General features: G+C 61.2%; 9 protein-coding genes and 1 pseudogene. 7 read left to right on the forward strand and 3 right to left on the reverse strand.

Annotated features, from left to right (window positions below; genetic code table 11):
* Positions 1-140: 140 nt before the first annotated feature.
* A pseudogene (locus KGB29_RS28890) lies at positions 141-4,313 on the forward strand (amino acid adenylation domain-containing protein); the annotation flags it as partial.
* A 271-nt stretch (positions 4,314-4,584) separates the two neighbouring features.
* Positions 4,585-5,550, forward strand: coding sequence for an alpha/beta hydrolase (locus KGB29_RS12595; protein WP_150815302.1), 966 nt, complete (start codon positions 4,585-4,587; stop codon positions 5,548-5,550).
* 150 nt (positions 5,551-5,700) lie between these two features.
* Here KGB29_RS12595 and KGB29_RS12600 read toward each other — a convergent pair whose 3' ends face one another.
* Complete coding sequence (locus tag KGB29_RS12600; RefSeq protein ID WP_150815301.1) at positions 5,701-6,060, reverse strand: DUF6124 family protein; 360 nt, start codon at positions 6,058-6,060, stop codon at positions 5,701-5,703.
* Positions 6,061-6,564: 504 nt separating this feature from the next.
* Here KGB29_RS12600 and KGB29_RS12605 point away from each other — a divergent pair.
* The 5 genes from KGB29_RS12605 (at position 6,565) to KGB29_RS12625 (ending at position 9,271) form a co-directional block, all read left to right on the forward strand.
* Positions 6,565-6,972, forward strand: coding sequence for a VOC family protein (locus KGB29_RS12605; protein WP_150815300.1), 408 nt, complete (start codon positions 6,565-6,567; stop codon positions 6,970-6,972).
* 50 nt (positions 6,973-7,022) lie between these two features.
* Positions 7,023-7,478 carry a GNAT family N-acetyltransferase gene (locus KGB29_RS12610; protein WP_150815304.1) on the forward strand — a complete coding sequence of 152 codons (456 nt, stop codon included), beginning with the start codon at positions 7,023-7,025 and terminating at the stop codon, positions 7,476-7,478.
* Between the two features lie 288 nt (positions 7,479-7,766).
* Complete coding sequence (locus tag KGB29_RS12615; RefSeq protein ID WP_150815299.1) at positions 7,767-7,949, forward strand: hypothetical protein; 183 nt, start codon at positions 7,767-7,769, stop codon at positions 7,947-7,949.
* Between the two features lie 206 nt (positions 7,950-8,155).
* Positions 8,156-8,692, forward strand: coding sequence for a glyoxalase superfamily protein (locus tag KGB29_RS12620; RefSeq protein ID WP_150815298.1), 537 nt, complete (start codon positions 8,156-8,158; stop codon positions 8,690-8,692).
* A 66-nt stretch (positions 8,693-8,758) separates the two neighbouring features.
* Positions 8,759-9,271: a PaaI family thioesterase gene (locus KGB29_RS12625; RefSeq protein WP_102671086.1), complete on the forward strand. Its 513-nt coding sequence runs from the start codon at positions 8,759-8,761 to the stop codon at positions 9,269-9,271.
* Positions 9,272-9,290: 19 nt separating this feature from the next.
* Here the strand turns inward: KGB29_RS12625 and KGB29_RS12630 are convergent, their stop codons facing one another.
* Positions 9,291-11,708: a TonB-dependent siderophore receptor gene (locus KGB29_RS12630; RefSeq protein ID WP_150815297.1), complete on the reverse strand. Its 2,418-nt coding sequence runs from the start codon at positions 11,706-11,708 to the stop codon at positions 9,291-9,293.
* A 126-nt stretch (positions 11,709-11,834) separates the two neighbouring features.
* Positions 11,835-13,484: a cyclic peptide export ABC transporter gene (locus KGB29_RS12635; RefSeq protein ID WP_090456901.1), complete on the reverse strand. Its 1,650-nt coding sequence runs from the start codon at positions 13,482-13,484 to the stop codon at positions 11,835-11,837.
* Between the last annotated feature and the right edge of the window lie 138 nt (positions 13,485-13,622).

A 13,622-nucleotide genomic window follows, 5' to 3' on the forward strand; every position in this document is an offset into this window, starting at 1 on the left:
GCAAGCTCGACCGCCGCGCATTGCCGCAACCGGACCTGCAAGTGCGCGAATACGTTGCGCCGCGCAGTGCCGTGGAAGAGACGCTGCAAGCCGTGTGGCAGGCGTTGTTCGAAGTGCCGCAGATTGGCATGCACGACAACTTCTTCGAACTGGGCGGCGATTCAATCGTCTCGATCCAGGCTGTCAGTCGCGCACGCAAGGCCGGGTTGAGCATTTCGCCCAAAGATGTGTTCAGCCATCCGACCATCGCCGAACTGGCCACGGTCGCTCAACCGCTCACGGCAGATCAAACGGTACAGACGGTGTTTGCACCGGCCGCGAACATCGAACTGAGTGACGCGCAGTATCTGGCGCTGGAACTGACAGCGGACGAAGTCGAGGATGTTTATCCGCTGTCGCCGATGCAGCAGGGCATGCTGTTCCACTCGGTGCAGGACGGCGACTCGGGGCTGTACGTCAATCAGATCGAAGTGGGTGTGCGTGGCGTCGACGGTGCGCGCTTCCGTGCAGCCTGGGCGGATGCTGCCAAACGTCACGGGATTCTGCGCACCGCATTCCTCTGGGAAGGCGACAAGGAACCGCTGCAAGTGGTACTGCGTGACGCGCCGTCACTGCTCACTGAATTGGACTGGCGCGGGCTCGATGATCAGCCTGAGCGCGTCCGCCAACTGGCCCTCGAGGAGCGCGAACGCGGCTTCTCGTTGAACCGCGCACCGCTGTTGCGCCTGTTGCTGGTGCGCCTGGAAGACGACCGCTATCGCCTGATCTGGACCTACCACCACATCCTCATGGATGGCTGGAGCGTGTCGCGCCTGATCGGTGAAGTGCTGCGCCATTACAGCGGCGAGGAGCACGAGCCGGTGGCCGCCTATCGCGACTACATCGACTGGCTCGGTCAGCAAGTCGCCGAGGCCAGCGAGGTGTTCTGGAAAGGCAAACTCAGTAACCTTGAAGGCGCCACGCACCTGGCCCGCGCACTGCCGGTCAAGGCGCCGCAAACCGGTTATCACGCGATCTATACGCACCTGAGCGTCGGGCAGACCGCGGGGTTGCAGGCCTTTGCCCAGCAACAGCAAGTGACCCTCAACACCCTGGTGCAAGCCGCGTGGTTGCTGCTGTTGCAGCGCTACACCGGCCAGCGCACGGTGACCTTCGGCGCCACGGTATCCGGGCGTCCGGAAACACTCAACGGCTCGGAGAACATGCTCGGGCTGTTCATCAACACCTTGCCGGTGGTCAATACGGTGCCGACCGACATGAACGTCGGTGACTGGCTGCGGGAGATCCAGGCCTATAACCTCGACATCCGCGACTTCCAGCAAACCCCGCTCAGTGATATTCAGCGCTGGGCCGGGCAGGGCGGGCAGTCGTTGTTCGACAGCATCATCGTGTTCGAAAACCAGCCGGTGGACCGTACCCTTCGCGAGTGGAACGGCGATTCCCTGCGCTTCGAGGACGTCTCCGATTTCGGCCTGACCAGCTTCGCCATGGACCTGATGGTCAGCCTCGACGAGGGGCTGCGCATCGAGTACATGCACCAGCGCGATCAGTTCGATCTGGCCACCGTGGAAATCCTGCGCAGCCACATGGAAAGCCTGATGCAGCGCTTGTGCGACGACGCCGGGCGCGCCGTCGGTGAGCTGGGTCTGCTGACCCTGGACGAAGGCCGGGCGCTGGACGGCGAACCACAGGTGGTGGCTGAGGGTGACGAGACGCCAGTGCACGAACTGATCCGTCAGCGTGCGCGACTGCAACCGGATCACACGGCACTGGTGCTCAGTTATGCCGATCGCGACGCCGAGCAGTTGAGTTATGCCGAGCTGGACCGTCGCTCCGATGCCCTGGCAGTGCATCTGCTGGAGCAAGGCGTGCAGACCGAAGACGTGATCGGCGTGTTCATGGAGCGATCGCTGGAGTTGGTGGTGTCGCTGCTGGCGGTGATGAAGTGCGGTGCGGCCTACGTGCCGCTGGACCCGCAATACCCGCAGGAACGCCTGCGCTACATGATGGCCGACAGCGACATGCGCTTGCTGCTGACCCAGGAGCGTCTGTGCGATAGCGCGCAACTCAATCCGGGCACGGCGATGGTCGCAGTGGATCGCTTGAACTTCGACGTCGATGTGGCGGTGCCATCGAGTTCCGTGCACGCCGAGCAACTGGCCTACCTGATCTACACCTCGGGCTCCACCGGCAAGCCGAAAAGCGTCGCCGTGGCCCACGGGCCTTTGAGCATGCACGTGCAAGCCATCGCCGAGCTATACGAGATGGACCCGGATAATCGCGAGCTGCATTTCATGTCGTTCGCCTTCGACGGCGCCCATGAACGCTGGATCACTGCGCTGACCAGCGGCTCGACCCTGGTGATCCGCGACAACAATCTGTGGACCGCCGAGCAGACCCTGGCGGTGCTGCACCGCCAGCGCATCAGCGTCGCCTGCTTCCCGCCGGCGTACCTGCTGCAACTGGCCGAGCACGCCGAATTGCAGGGCGGCGATCCACCGCCGGTGCGCATCTATTGCTTCGGTGGCGACGCGGTGCCGGACGCCACCTTCGAGCGGGTCAAGCACACACTCAAGCCGCAATTCCTGGTCAACGGCTATGGGCCGACGGAAACCGTGGTCACGCCGCTGCTGTGGAAAATCGCCGCCGACGGCCATTGCCAGGCGATGTATGCACCGATTGGTCAACGCGTCGGCAGCCGCAGCCTGCACGTACTGGACATGGACCTCAACCCGCTGCCGGTGGGCGTGGTCGGTGAGTTGTACATCGGCGGACGGGGTGTCGCGCGCGGCTACCATCGCCACCCGTGGCAGAGCGCCGAGCGTTTCGTCGCCGATCCTTTCAGCACTGAAGGCGGGCGCCTGTACCGCACCGGCGACCTGGTGCGCCGTCGCGAGGATGGCGTGTTCGATTACGTCGGGCGTATCGACCATCAGGTCAAGGTGCGCGGCTTCCGCATCGAACTGGGTGAAATCGAAGCCCGCTTGCGCGAGCAGGCCGGGGTCAACGATGCGCTGGTGGTGGTGCGTGACAACGGTCAGGGGCCGCAATTGGTAGGCTATGTGGTGGCGGCGCAAGACGATGGCCTCGGCCCGCGTTGCCAGGCAGCATTGCGCGAGAGCCTGCCCGACTACATGGTGCCGACGCAGGTCGTGGTGCTGCCGCGCTTCCCGTTGACCCCCAACGGCAAACTCGATCGCAAGGCCTTGCCGGACCCGGCCTTCACCGGCCGTGACTACGTGGCGCCGCGCACGCCGCTGGAATGGGCGCTGGCGGATATCTGGCAACAGGTGCTGGGCATCGAGAAGGTTGGCATTACCGACAACTTCTTCGAGTTGGGCGGCGATTCGCTGCGCACCCTCAAGGTGATCTCGAAAGTCCGTGCCCTGAATGAGCCTGACTTCCAGCTCAAACTGCGGGACATGATGGCCAAGCCGACGATTGCCGGGTTGTCCGGTGTCGATGAACAGCCGCTGCGACAGAGTCCGCAACCGCTGTTGCTGCTAAACCAGGTGGTGAATGATCAGCCGCCGCTGTTCTGCCTGCACGCCGGTTTTGGCACGGTGTTCGACTACGAGCCATTGGCCCGACGCCTGGATGGCGAGCGCACGGTGTACGGCGTGCAATGCCGGATGCTGCTCGACCGGCAGTGGCACGACAGCTCGCTTTCGCAGATGGCCCAAGATTACGTCGAGGCGATCCGCGCCCGGCAACCCCAGGGGCCGTACCACGTGCTGGGCTGGTCGCTGGGCGGGGCGTTGGCGTTGATGGTGAGTGACTTGTTCGAACAGCAGGGCCAGCGAGTGGCGTTTGTCGGCCTGGTGGACAGCTTTGTGCCGACCCAGGTCAATGCCGTCGCCAGCCCGGATGAGTGGCGCACGGATCTGGCCGAGTTCCTCGGTGCAACCTTGGGCATGGATGGCGAGGTGATTGCCCGGGTGTTGAGTACCGAGTCGACGGGGGACCACGAGGCAGTGGCGCGGATCATTCGTGCGGTGATCGACAGCGAAAGCGATCAGGCCAGCGGCTACGCGCTGCTCGGTGCCGATGAGTTGGCCCAGACGTTCATGGTCAGCACGCGGATGAAGGCGCTGTCGCGACAGGTCGAGACCTTGCCGATTCCGCAGGCCGAGCTGCATTGCTGGTGGGCCGATGGCAACCCGACGGCCGAACGCGCGACCCTGGAGCGTCAGCGACCACGACTGCGCAAGGTGCAAACGGTAACGGCCGGCCACTTCGATATCCTGCAGCAGGAGGAGTGCCTGGACGCCGTGGTGGCTGTGCTTGGCCGGGAGGTGGTGCCGCAGTCTTAAGCCGTTTACTTGTGATGAGGGGAAAACCTGTGGCGAGGGGGCTTGCCCCCGTTCGGCTGCGAAGCAGTCGCAATCCCGAACAACGCGGTATGTCTGACTAATCTCAAACGCTGGTTCTGGGGCCGCTTCGCGACCCAACGGGGGCAAGCCCCCTCGCCACAGGTTTCTTGTTCGGCCTGGGAGATTCTTCATTGAACAGGATGACGCCCTAATGAACGGTCCTCACGGTTCGTTTACTGGGCAAGCTTTTTATTTTTGGAGACTACCGCCCATGGCACTGCACCCGGACATCGAAGGGTTTCTAGAGCTGGCCGAGTTCGGCCGCCTTAGCGGCAAAAGCCAACCCATGCATGAGCTGAACCCGAGCGAAGCGCGGCAGCAGTTCGAACAGACTTCGCAGTTGCTCGATGCGGCGCCAACGGGCGCGTTGACGGTATCTGCGCTCAGCATTACGGCGCGGGACGGGCATGTGCTCAATGCGCGGCTGTACGCCAAACCACAACCGGACAACGAGCCGCGCCCGGTGTTGCTGTACTTCCATGGCGGCGGGTACGTGGTGGGCAGCCTCGATTCCCACGACACCTTGTGCCGGCGCCTGGCGCTGGCGGGGGAGTTTGCCGTGTTGTCGGCGGACTATCGCCTGGCGCCTGAGCACCGTTTTCCCACTGCATACAACGATGCCGAAGACATCACCCGTTGGCTGGCCATTACCGGTGCCAAAGCATTGGGTCTGGACGCGAGACGGATCGCTCTGGCCGGGGACAGCGTCGGCGGCAGCCTGGTGGCATCGCTGTGCATCGCCATCGCCCAGGACCCGTTGGGATGGCCGCTTGTGCCTCGTCTGCAAGTGCTGCTGTACCCGGTGATCGACGCGGTAAAAAAACGCCCATCCCTCGAGCGATTCGCCGAAGGCTATCTGCTGGAAGCCACCACGCTGGAATGGTTCTACCAGCAATACCAACGCAGTGAAGCGGATCGTGCCGACTGGCGTTTTTCACCGTTGTACGCCGAGTGCGTGCAACGGCTGACGCCGACGGTGTTGTGGTTGGCCGAATACGACCCGTTGCTCGATGAAGGCCTGGCCTGGGCCGAGAAACTGCGTACTGCGGGGCAACCCCTGGTGCTGGAGGTCAAGGCCGGCATGACCCACGACTTTGCGCGCATGGGCGAGATGGTCCAGGAAGTGCCGGGGATGCTGGGACAACTGGCGGCGCAGATCAGCGAGAGTTTGGCCTGACGCATGGCGTAGTGATCAGCGACGCCGTCCCCCTGTGGGAGCGGGCTTGCTCGCGAAAGCGATATTTCAGCCGACACATAAGTTGCCTGACACACCGCCTTCGCGAGCAAGCCCGCTCCCACAGGTCTATCGGTGATCCGGAGATAGTGGTCAGGGCGGATCAAGCCGATCCAACGCCCGATTCACCGCCAGTTCCCCCAACATGATCACCTGCGCAATCCCCAACAGCGCATTGCGGCTTGTCCCTTCCAGATGATCCACCAGATCGTTGGCCATGACATTGGCCGACGCCAGCGACGCACAGGCATGCACCAGCAGGGTTTCGGTACTGAGTTCGGGGTTGACGATGAACATCGTGCTGGGTGTGCGCGGAGTGGCCATGATGTTGGGGCCGGGGTTGAGGTGGTGATTGAGCGCGCGCTCGGCGGCTTCGTGGAATTGTTTTGAGTCGGGGCTTTCGTACGTCGAGGCCGGGTCGGAATCCGGCGGATTTGGCGTTACCTTGAACATAGATACTTACCTTTAAGTAGGGCAGCACCAGTTCGCTACTAAACGAAAGGGTGGCAGCTGTGCGCAAGTTAGTAGACCGGCAAGGTGAGGAACCGGCGCGCCCGGGGGCGCCATGCGCACAGCCACCATCAAACACAGGCAGATGCCTGACTGATGATACTCATGCGACCGTTCTAACCTTGGCCGGGCTACTAAACCCGATCACCGACAATCAGTGACCCGAATCAAGTTACCGACGACCCCCAAGGCGCACAAGCCGGCGGATTCTGGCGTACCTGTAGGCAACGGCGCAAGGCGTTGTGGCTTTCACGAAGTAACCTGTAGGGCGCTTAAACAAGTGCTGCTGACTGGTGTTTGTCAGCGACGATCTGATTTCTGTACCGATTGTGTTTCGAACAAATAAACGGGAAACATCTGATGGGCTTTTCGGTTTGATGTCCCTCGACACTTAACTAAAAACTGCTAGATTCACCGCTCGATTGGCACGACAAGGAATGTTCGTTCATGAAATTTGGCTACCTGATCATCTACGTCAAGGATGTAGAGGACTCTCTCAAGTTCTTCTCATCGGCCTTCGGGCTCGGCGTTCGGTTCATCCACGAGTCCGGCACCTATGGCGAACTGGAAACCGGCGAAACCGCGTTGGCATTCGCCGCCGATGAACTGGCCGCATCGAACTTCAGCACCGGTCATGTCCCGGCGCACTCATCCCTCAAACCGCTAGGCATCGAAGTCGGGCTGGTAACCGAGGATGTCCCCGTGGCCCATGCCAAAGCGATTCAAGCAGGCGCCAGCGAAATCGCTGCCCCGACTACCAAACCCTGGGGGCAAACCGTGTCTTACGTTCGATGCCCTGACGGAACGCTGGTTGAGCTGTGCACACCCGTAAACGCTACCGAGAGTGAGTCTTGAAAGCCGGGCGCGAAGCGAACCACGCAGACAAGTCTGGCAGTAACCTGCAAGTGGTCACGTCAACGGACCCTTTGGCGATACTTGAAATCTCAGGGATTACGCCGCAACTCCGGGAGTTGGAAACGCAGGCCGTTGCAGAAGGCTTCAGGTTCATCTCCCGGTTGATCGAGGAATGGGAAAACGGTGCCAATCGATTCGATCAGCAGGGTGAGTGTCTTTTCGGGGCGTTCCGGAACGGGCGGCTGATTGCCATAGGAGGTCTTTCATCAGACCCATTTGCCGAACCGGATGTAGGGCGATTACGGCGGGTCTACGTCGCACGTGCATCAAGGGGCCAGAACGTGGGCAAAGCGTTGGTGCAGCACCTGCTGGAATTGGCGAGTGAGCATTTTCGCGTTGTGCGACTGTCCACGGACACACCCGAGGGCGCCGCCTTTTACCTGCGCTGCGGGTTCCGACCGATCCAGGATGATTTTGCGACGCATATGAAGTCATTGGCGTTCTGAAAAAACCAAGGATGATTCAATGATGAATCATAAAAAAACCTCATCAGTTGCCTGATATTTCCCATCGCCCCGGTCGGCGTCATTTTTCTGACCTTCGCCCTGTGCAGGGAAATCTGGGCAGAAAGCTTCTACACACCCGGCGAGGACGGCGGAGAAGTCGAGCCCGCGCTGGCTCTCTTTATCATTCCGATCCTGCTGGTCATTGCGGCATTTTTGTTTGCGGGCCTGACAGTGTTGACTCGATGGGTGGCGCGGCGTTTTGAACCCGGGGCCTGGTGGCGGTGGTTGATGGCGATTCCGCGCGTCGTCCTGGCAGCCATTGCGTTGTTTCTGTTTCTGCTTTCGACCGGTTTCCTGATGGGAGATGTGCTCGGTCCTTTCAGGTATTGGCAGGTGGCTTGCGCATGGGCAGCCAGCGCGGTGACCGCCGGGGCATTTGTGGTTCAGCAACTTTCACGTCTAAAGGAATAATCCTCAGGCCTCGGACAGGGTTCTGCCGAGCCATCTTCCGTATCCCGTATCGGCTATGTATTATCGACCTCGGCCCGATGCTGCCCGCCGCTCGCTCCCGTTGGGAAAGGTGAAAGCGTCTCCTCCTTCTACAAACCCTGTCGCCTCTCTTGACGGTCGAGGTTTGGCAACGCGAGCACCAAAGCATCTCGGCTACAGGAGCAGTCATGTTTTCAATCGAGCAAGCCAAGCAAATGGCCAGACAGTTGCGCGCCTCGCTGGAGGAACGCAATCAAGTGGTGACCCATTCCACTGCACTGGAACTGGTCGCCCAGCAACTGGGCTACAAGGACTGGAACACCGCGTCAGCGATGCTTGCGCAGACAAACACCCCGTCCACGCCTGCTGCAACGTTCGACAAACCCATTCCAATCTTGCGGATGTTCGACGAAGCCAAGGCGCGTGAGTTCTATCTGGATTTCCTGGGCTTTAGCGTCGAGTTCGAGCATCGTTTCGAGGCGGATTTGCCGCTGTACCTGGGCATCAGTCGCGACGGGTTGCAACTGCACCTTTCCGAGCACCACGGCGATGCCAGCCCGGGCTCGACGGTGTTCGTGCCCATGCACAACATCGAACTGCTCAGGGACGAATTGCAGGGCAAGCGCTACGGATACGGACGCCCGGATATTGTTCAGCAGGGCTGGGGCAAGGAGCTGCAAGTCTACGACCCGTTCGGCAACCGGATTCGCTTCTGCCAGTATTGATCAGACGGTGCGGACCAGGGCGACCCGGTCCGTTTTGAACCACCCGGTATTAAGGATGGACACGGTATGACCACGCAGGACATTTCGCTTCAAGACATCGCCGCGCCTGAAGGCGTTTGTTATGGCTGCGGCAGCCAAAACCCGCACGGGCTGCACATCAAGAGCTTCTGGCATGAAGACGGGGTGCATGTCATGGCGCAGCACATGCCGGATGACAAGTACTGCGGCTGGCCGGGTCTGGTTTACGGCGGTTTGATCGCGATGCTGGTCGATTGCCACTCCAACTGGGCAGCGATGGCTTATCACTACCGGGCAGAACAGCGCGAGGTGGGCAGCTTGCCCCACATCACCTGCGTCACCGGTAACCTGGGCATCAAGTACATCAAGCCCACCCCGATGGGTGTCCCCCTGACACTGCGTGCAAAAGTCGAAGGCGAGGTCGGGCGTAAAAGTCGGGTTATTTGCGAGGTCTTCGCCGGGGATGTCCTGACCGCTGTCGGGGACTCCACGTTTGTTCGTGTCGATACCGAGCAACTCAGAGCCGCTGCGCAAGCAGAAAACGGAACTGGGCCACTGTAGGAGCGAGAGCACTCAGCCATCAGTACTGCGCACGCAGGCTCAGGGTCAGGGTGCGCGGGTCGCCGTAGAAGTTGGTGCCCCAGGAGGCATCGACGCGGTCGTAGTACTTGCGGTCGAACAGGTTGTTGGCAGTCAGTGTCGACGACAGGTGTTCGTTGAACTTGTAGCCGACTTGCGCCGAGGTAACAGCATAGCCGCCTTGATGGAACTTCACGTCACGCTGGTAGTAGGTGTCGCTGACCACACGCACGCCACCGCCGACGCTGAAGTCCTTGAGCGGGCCGTCGGTGAACTCGTACTTGGTCCACAGGTTGAAGTTGTGCTTGGGCGTGATGGTGCTGAAGGTCTTGCCTTTGTTGGCCTGGTCGCCGTCCAGGAACTTGGTGGAGGTGTAGGCGTAACCGGTGACGATGCTCCAGTTGTCGGTCAGGTTGCCGCTCAGCTCGGTTTCCCAACCCTCGCTGCGTGCCTTGCCTTCGGTCATGTAGGCACCGGAGGTGTTGTCGTATTCGGCGCGGTTTTCATCGTAGATGCGAAAGGCGGCGATGCTGGCGTTCAGGCGACCGTCGTAGAATTCGCGCTTGAGGCCGATTTCGTATTGCTTGCCTTCGCGCGGGCCGACGGGCTCGCCGTTTGTGCCGATTTCGCTTTGCGGTTTGAACACGCCGGTGTAGCTGAAGTAGGTCGACAGTTCTGGGGTGATCTTGCCGATGATGGCGCCGTACGGCACGACCTTGCGGTTGATGCTGGTGTGGGCTTCGCCGAAGTTGTTGAAGAAGGCGTTGGCGTTCTTCGCATCGCTTTCGTACCAGGTCACGCGGCTGCCGCCGATGACATCGAGCCAGTCGGTGACGTTGAACTTGGCGCGGGTGTAGACGCCGTACTGATCGGACTTGGACCAGTTGCCGTTGACGTGCGCATAGTCGTTGCGGGGAATGTCGATGCTGCCCGGATTCCACACGTTGATCGGGAAGTACTCGCCGCCGCCGTAGGTGAAATCCTTGTCCAGGTGCTGGTACTCGGCACCCACGGTGAACTCGTGTCGGCGATCGGCGAACTCGAACGGCGTGGTGACAAAGCTGTCGACGCCGACGGTCTTGATGTGGGTGTAGTAGTCGTAGGCCACGGCCCAGCTGTCACCGGTGGCCGGGTCGACCGCGCCGTCGGCCCAGGTGAAGTTACGCTCCGGGGTTTCGGCATCGCGGTAGGTCAGGGTGGTCTTGAACTGACCGCCGTTGTCCAGTTCGTGGTCGAGTTCGGCGAAGGATTCCCAGACTTTTTCGTTGAGGGTGTTCCACTTGGCATCGACGAAGGTCGAGCGCGGCACGTCGAGCAATGAGCCGTCGGCGTAGGCCGGCAGGCCGAAGGCCGGGGTGGAGTTGTTCTTCTGGTAAGCGCCGCCGACCGACAGGGTGGTGGCCGGGTCGAGGTCGAATTCCAGGCGACCGTAGACCATCGGGCGTTCGTTCTGCGCGTAGTCGACGAAAGACTGGTTGTTCTCGTAGGCGGTGATGAAACGACCGCGCACGGTGCCCTGTTCGTTCAACGGGCCGGTGACATCCACCGAAGAACGGTAGCGATCGTAAGAGCCGGCGGCCAGTTCGCCACCGAGGGCGAACTTGCTGAGGGCGCGCTTGCGCACCACGTTGATCGTACCGCCGGGTTCGCCCGCGCCCTGGTACAGGCCCGACGGGCCGCGCAGCACTTCGATGCGGTCGTACATCGCCAGGTCGAAACTGGTGGCCATGTCGCCCTGGCCGGTGGGCTGCGAGACGCCGTCGACCTGCACCTGGTCGACGAGGAAGCCACGCATGTAGACGTCATTGAGGCTGGAGCCGGAGTTGTAGGTCTTGATGGTCACGCCGGTGACCTGACGCATGGCGTCCTGCAGGCTGTTCAGGTTCTGGTCGTCCATGCGCTGGCGCGTGACGACGGACACCGACTGCGGGATGTCCTTGAGCTTGATGTTGCCTTTGCCGATGGTGACTTCATTGGTGGTGTAGGAGTGCGAGCCTTCGGTGGTTGGCCCCAGCGCCAAGCCGGTGATGGACGTCGCACCCAGTTGCAATGCACTGGAGTCACCGGCCGATGGCACCAGCGACACGGTGTTGCCATTCAACTGAAAATTGATGCCGCTCCCCAGCAGCAAGGTTTTCAGTGCCTGTTCCGGTTCCATGTTGCCGGACACCGCCGTGGACTTGATGCCGTTGACCATGTCCTGGCTGTAGAGAATCTGCAGGTTGGTCTGCTGGCCCAGTTGGCGCAATGCACTGGCCAGTGACTGAGCCGGTACATTGACGTTCACCGGGGCTGCCTCGACCTGGGACGTACCCAGCAGCAACAGGGTCAGCAGCGCGCCCGGCACGACCGTTCGGAATTTCTTTTGCCGTTCGATGGCTAACGCCAAGGGTGCGCGGGACAGAGTAAGGCTTTGCATTGCTCGAATCGCTCCAGAATGGTGTGTGCAGTTTTTTAGTTAATGATAATTATTATTAGACGGGCCACTTTGGCTAAACCGGAAAACAAACTTCAAAAAACAAGGATTTGCGTGCGGCCACGGCGCTCAGGCGGTTGCGCGCTCGGTGACGACCCGGCCCGATTCCATGCGCACCAGTTGATCGGCCATATCGAAATAACGGTCGTCGTGGGAGATGACGATGATGGTTTTGCCCAGGCGTTTGAGGTCCGGCAGCAGCTCGGTGTAGAAGATGCGGCGGAAGGTCGGGTCCTGGTCGGCGGCCCATTCGTCGAACACCAGCACCGGGCGTTCTTCCAGCCAGGCATTGACCAGCGCCAGGCGCTTGCGCTGGCCGGTGGACAGGTCGGTGGTGGTGAAGCTGCCGTCCCTGACGCTGACCTTGTGCGCGATCTCCAGCCGTTGCAGGTAGGCGTTGGCATCTTCGGGGATGTGCTGGTCGCCCTGGACCACGTCATCGAACAGGTAGTAATCGGCAAAAATCGTAGTGAACAATTGGCGATAGTCGTCGCGATTGTGCGCATCGATGCCCTGGCCGTTGAGCAGTATCGAACCCTGTTGCGGCGCGTAGAGGCCCAGCAGCAACTTGATCAGGGTGGTCTTGCCGCAGCCGTTTTCGCCGACGATGAAAATGATGTCGCCTTGCTCGATGGTCAGGTTCACCGGGCCCAGGCGAAACGCGTCACTGCCCGGTGCGGCGGGGAAGGCGTAGCTGACGTTGTTCAGTTGCAGGCGGTCGACCACGGTTGGCCGGATGCCGTTGTCGTTGAGCAACAGGTGCGGCTCGGGCGAGGAAAACTGGCTCGACAGCTCGGCGATGCGGCGGAAGGCAATCCGCGCCCGGCTCACGATCGGCAAGGTGCTGACCAGATGCTCGATCGGGCCTTTCATGTACAGCAACACCAGCACGAAACCGCTCATCACCGCTTGGTCGGCGCTCGGCCAGAACGATTGCAGCGCCAGCGCCAGGCCGATGACCACGAAGAACAGCATCGAGCCCAGCGTCTTGGCGATCACGAAGGTGTTGATCGAACGCACCTGGGTGTTACAGATGAAATCGGCGGTGCCCTGGATGCCCTTGACGAACATGCGCTGGCGGCGCGGGCGGTGGATGCGCAACTCCTTGGCACCGCCGGCAATGGCGTTGTAGTGCTTTTGCAGATCGTCCTCGGCATCGCGGGCGGCCATGAAACCCTGGATACCCTTGCCCTGCGCATAGAACTGGATGCCGGTGCCGATGGCAATCGCCAGCACCATCATCAGGAACATCGGCCACGACAACATCGCCAGGTAACCCATGCAGCCGAGGGTCACGGTCAGGGAAATCGCCAGCGGCGCGAAGGCGAAGGCGAAGTCACTGATGGTGTCGACATCGTGGGTCAGCACCGGGATCAGCCGGTGGCTGCGGTAGCGCTCGATCTGCTCGATGGGCGCCGAAAGGACTTTCTCCCCCAGCGTTTTGCGCAGCCTGGCAATGATGTGCTGGCCAACATAGTTGGTGCCGATGTCGGAGCAGATCGAACTGCCCAGAGCCAGCAGGCACAGGCCGCCGAACAGCGCGACCACGCCTTGGGTCAGGCCGTGCGGCGAATGCAGCGCGTTGTTGATGGTGGCCAGCAACACCGTCACGCTCAGGCCGCCCACCATGCCCAGGAAAATGGACGCGGCGACGATCAGTCGAAACGGTTTCAACAGGGCCAGTAATTCGCCGATGGCGCCTCGGGTAGGCTGGGTCATGGCAGACAGTTCCTTGGGTCGTAGGCAGATACCCAGTAGAACGTCTGGTGAAGGGCTTAATTTAAACGGTGGGAGACAGGTGGTGCCAAACCTGTGGGAGCGGGCTTGCTCGCGAAAGCGGTGGATCAGAAAAGTTGA

The sequence above is a fragment of the Pseudomonas sp. BF-B-30 genome (assembly GCF_019956305.1).
Lineage (GTDB): Bacteria > Pseudomonadota > Gammaproteobacteria > Pseudomonadales > Pseudomonadaceae > Aquipseudomonas > Aquipseudomonas jessenii.

Coding starts and splice junctions, on each gene's coding strand:
- KGB29_RS12605 (WP_150815300.1), top strand. CDS start 6,565: ATGAAATTTGGCTACCTGATCATCTACGTCAAGGATGTAGAGGACTCT.
- KGB29_RS12620 (WP_150815298.1), top strand. CDS start 8,156: ATGTTTTCAATCGAGCAAGCCAAGCAAATGGCCAGACAGTTGCGCGCC.
- KGB29_RS12595 (WP_150815302.1), top strand. CDS start 4,585: ATGGCACTGCACCCGGACATCGAAGGGTTTCTAGAGCTGGCCGAGTTC.
- KGB29_RS12600 (WP_150815301.1), bottom strand. CDS start 6,060: ATGTTCAAGGTAACGCCAAATCCGCCGGATTCCGACCCGGCCTCGACG.
- KGB29_RS12635 (WP_090456901.1), bottom strand. CDS start 13,484: ATGACCCAGCCTACCCGAGGCGCCATCGGCGAATTACTGGCCCTGTTG.
- KGB29_RS12625 (WP_102671086.1), top strand. CDS start 8,759: ATGACCACGCAGGACATTTCGCTTCAAGACATCGCCGCGCCTGAAGGC.
- KGB29_RS12615 (WP_150815299.1), top strand. CDS start 7,767: ATGGCGATTCCGCGCGTCGTCCTGGCAGCCATTGCGTTGTTTCTGTTT.
- KGB29_RS12630 (WP_150815297.1), bottom strand. CDS start 11,708: ATGCAAAGCCTTACTCTGTCCCGCGCACCCTTGGCGTTAGCCATCGAA.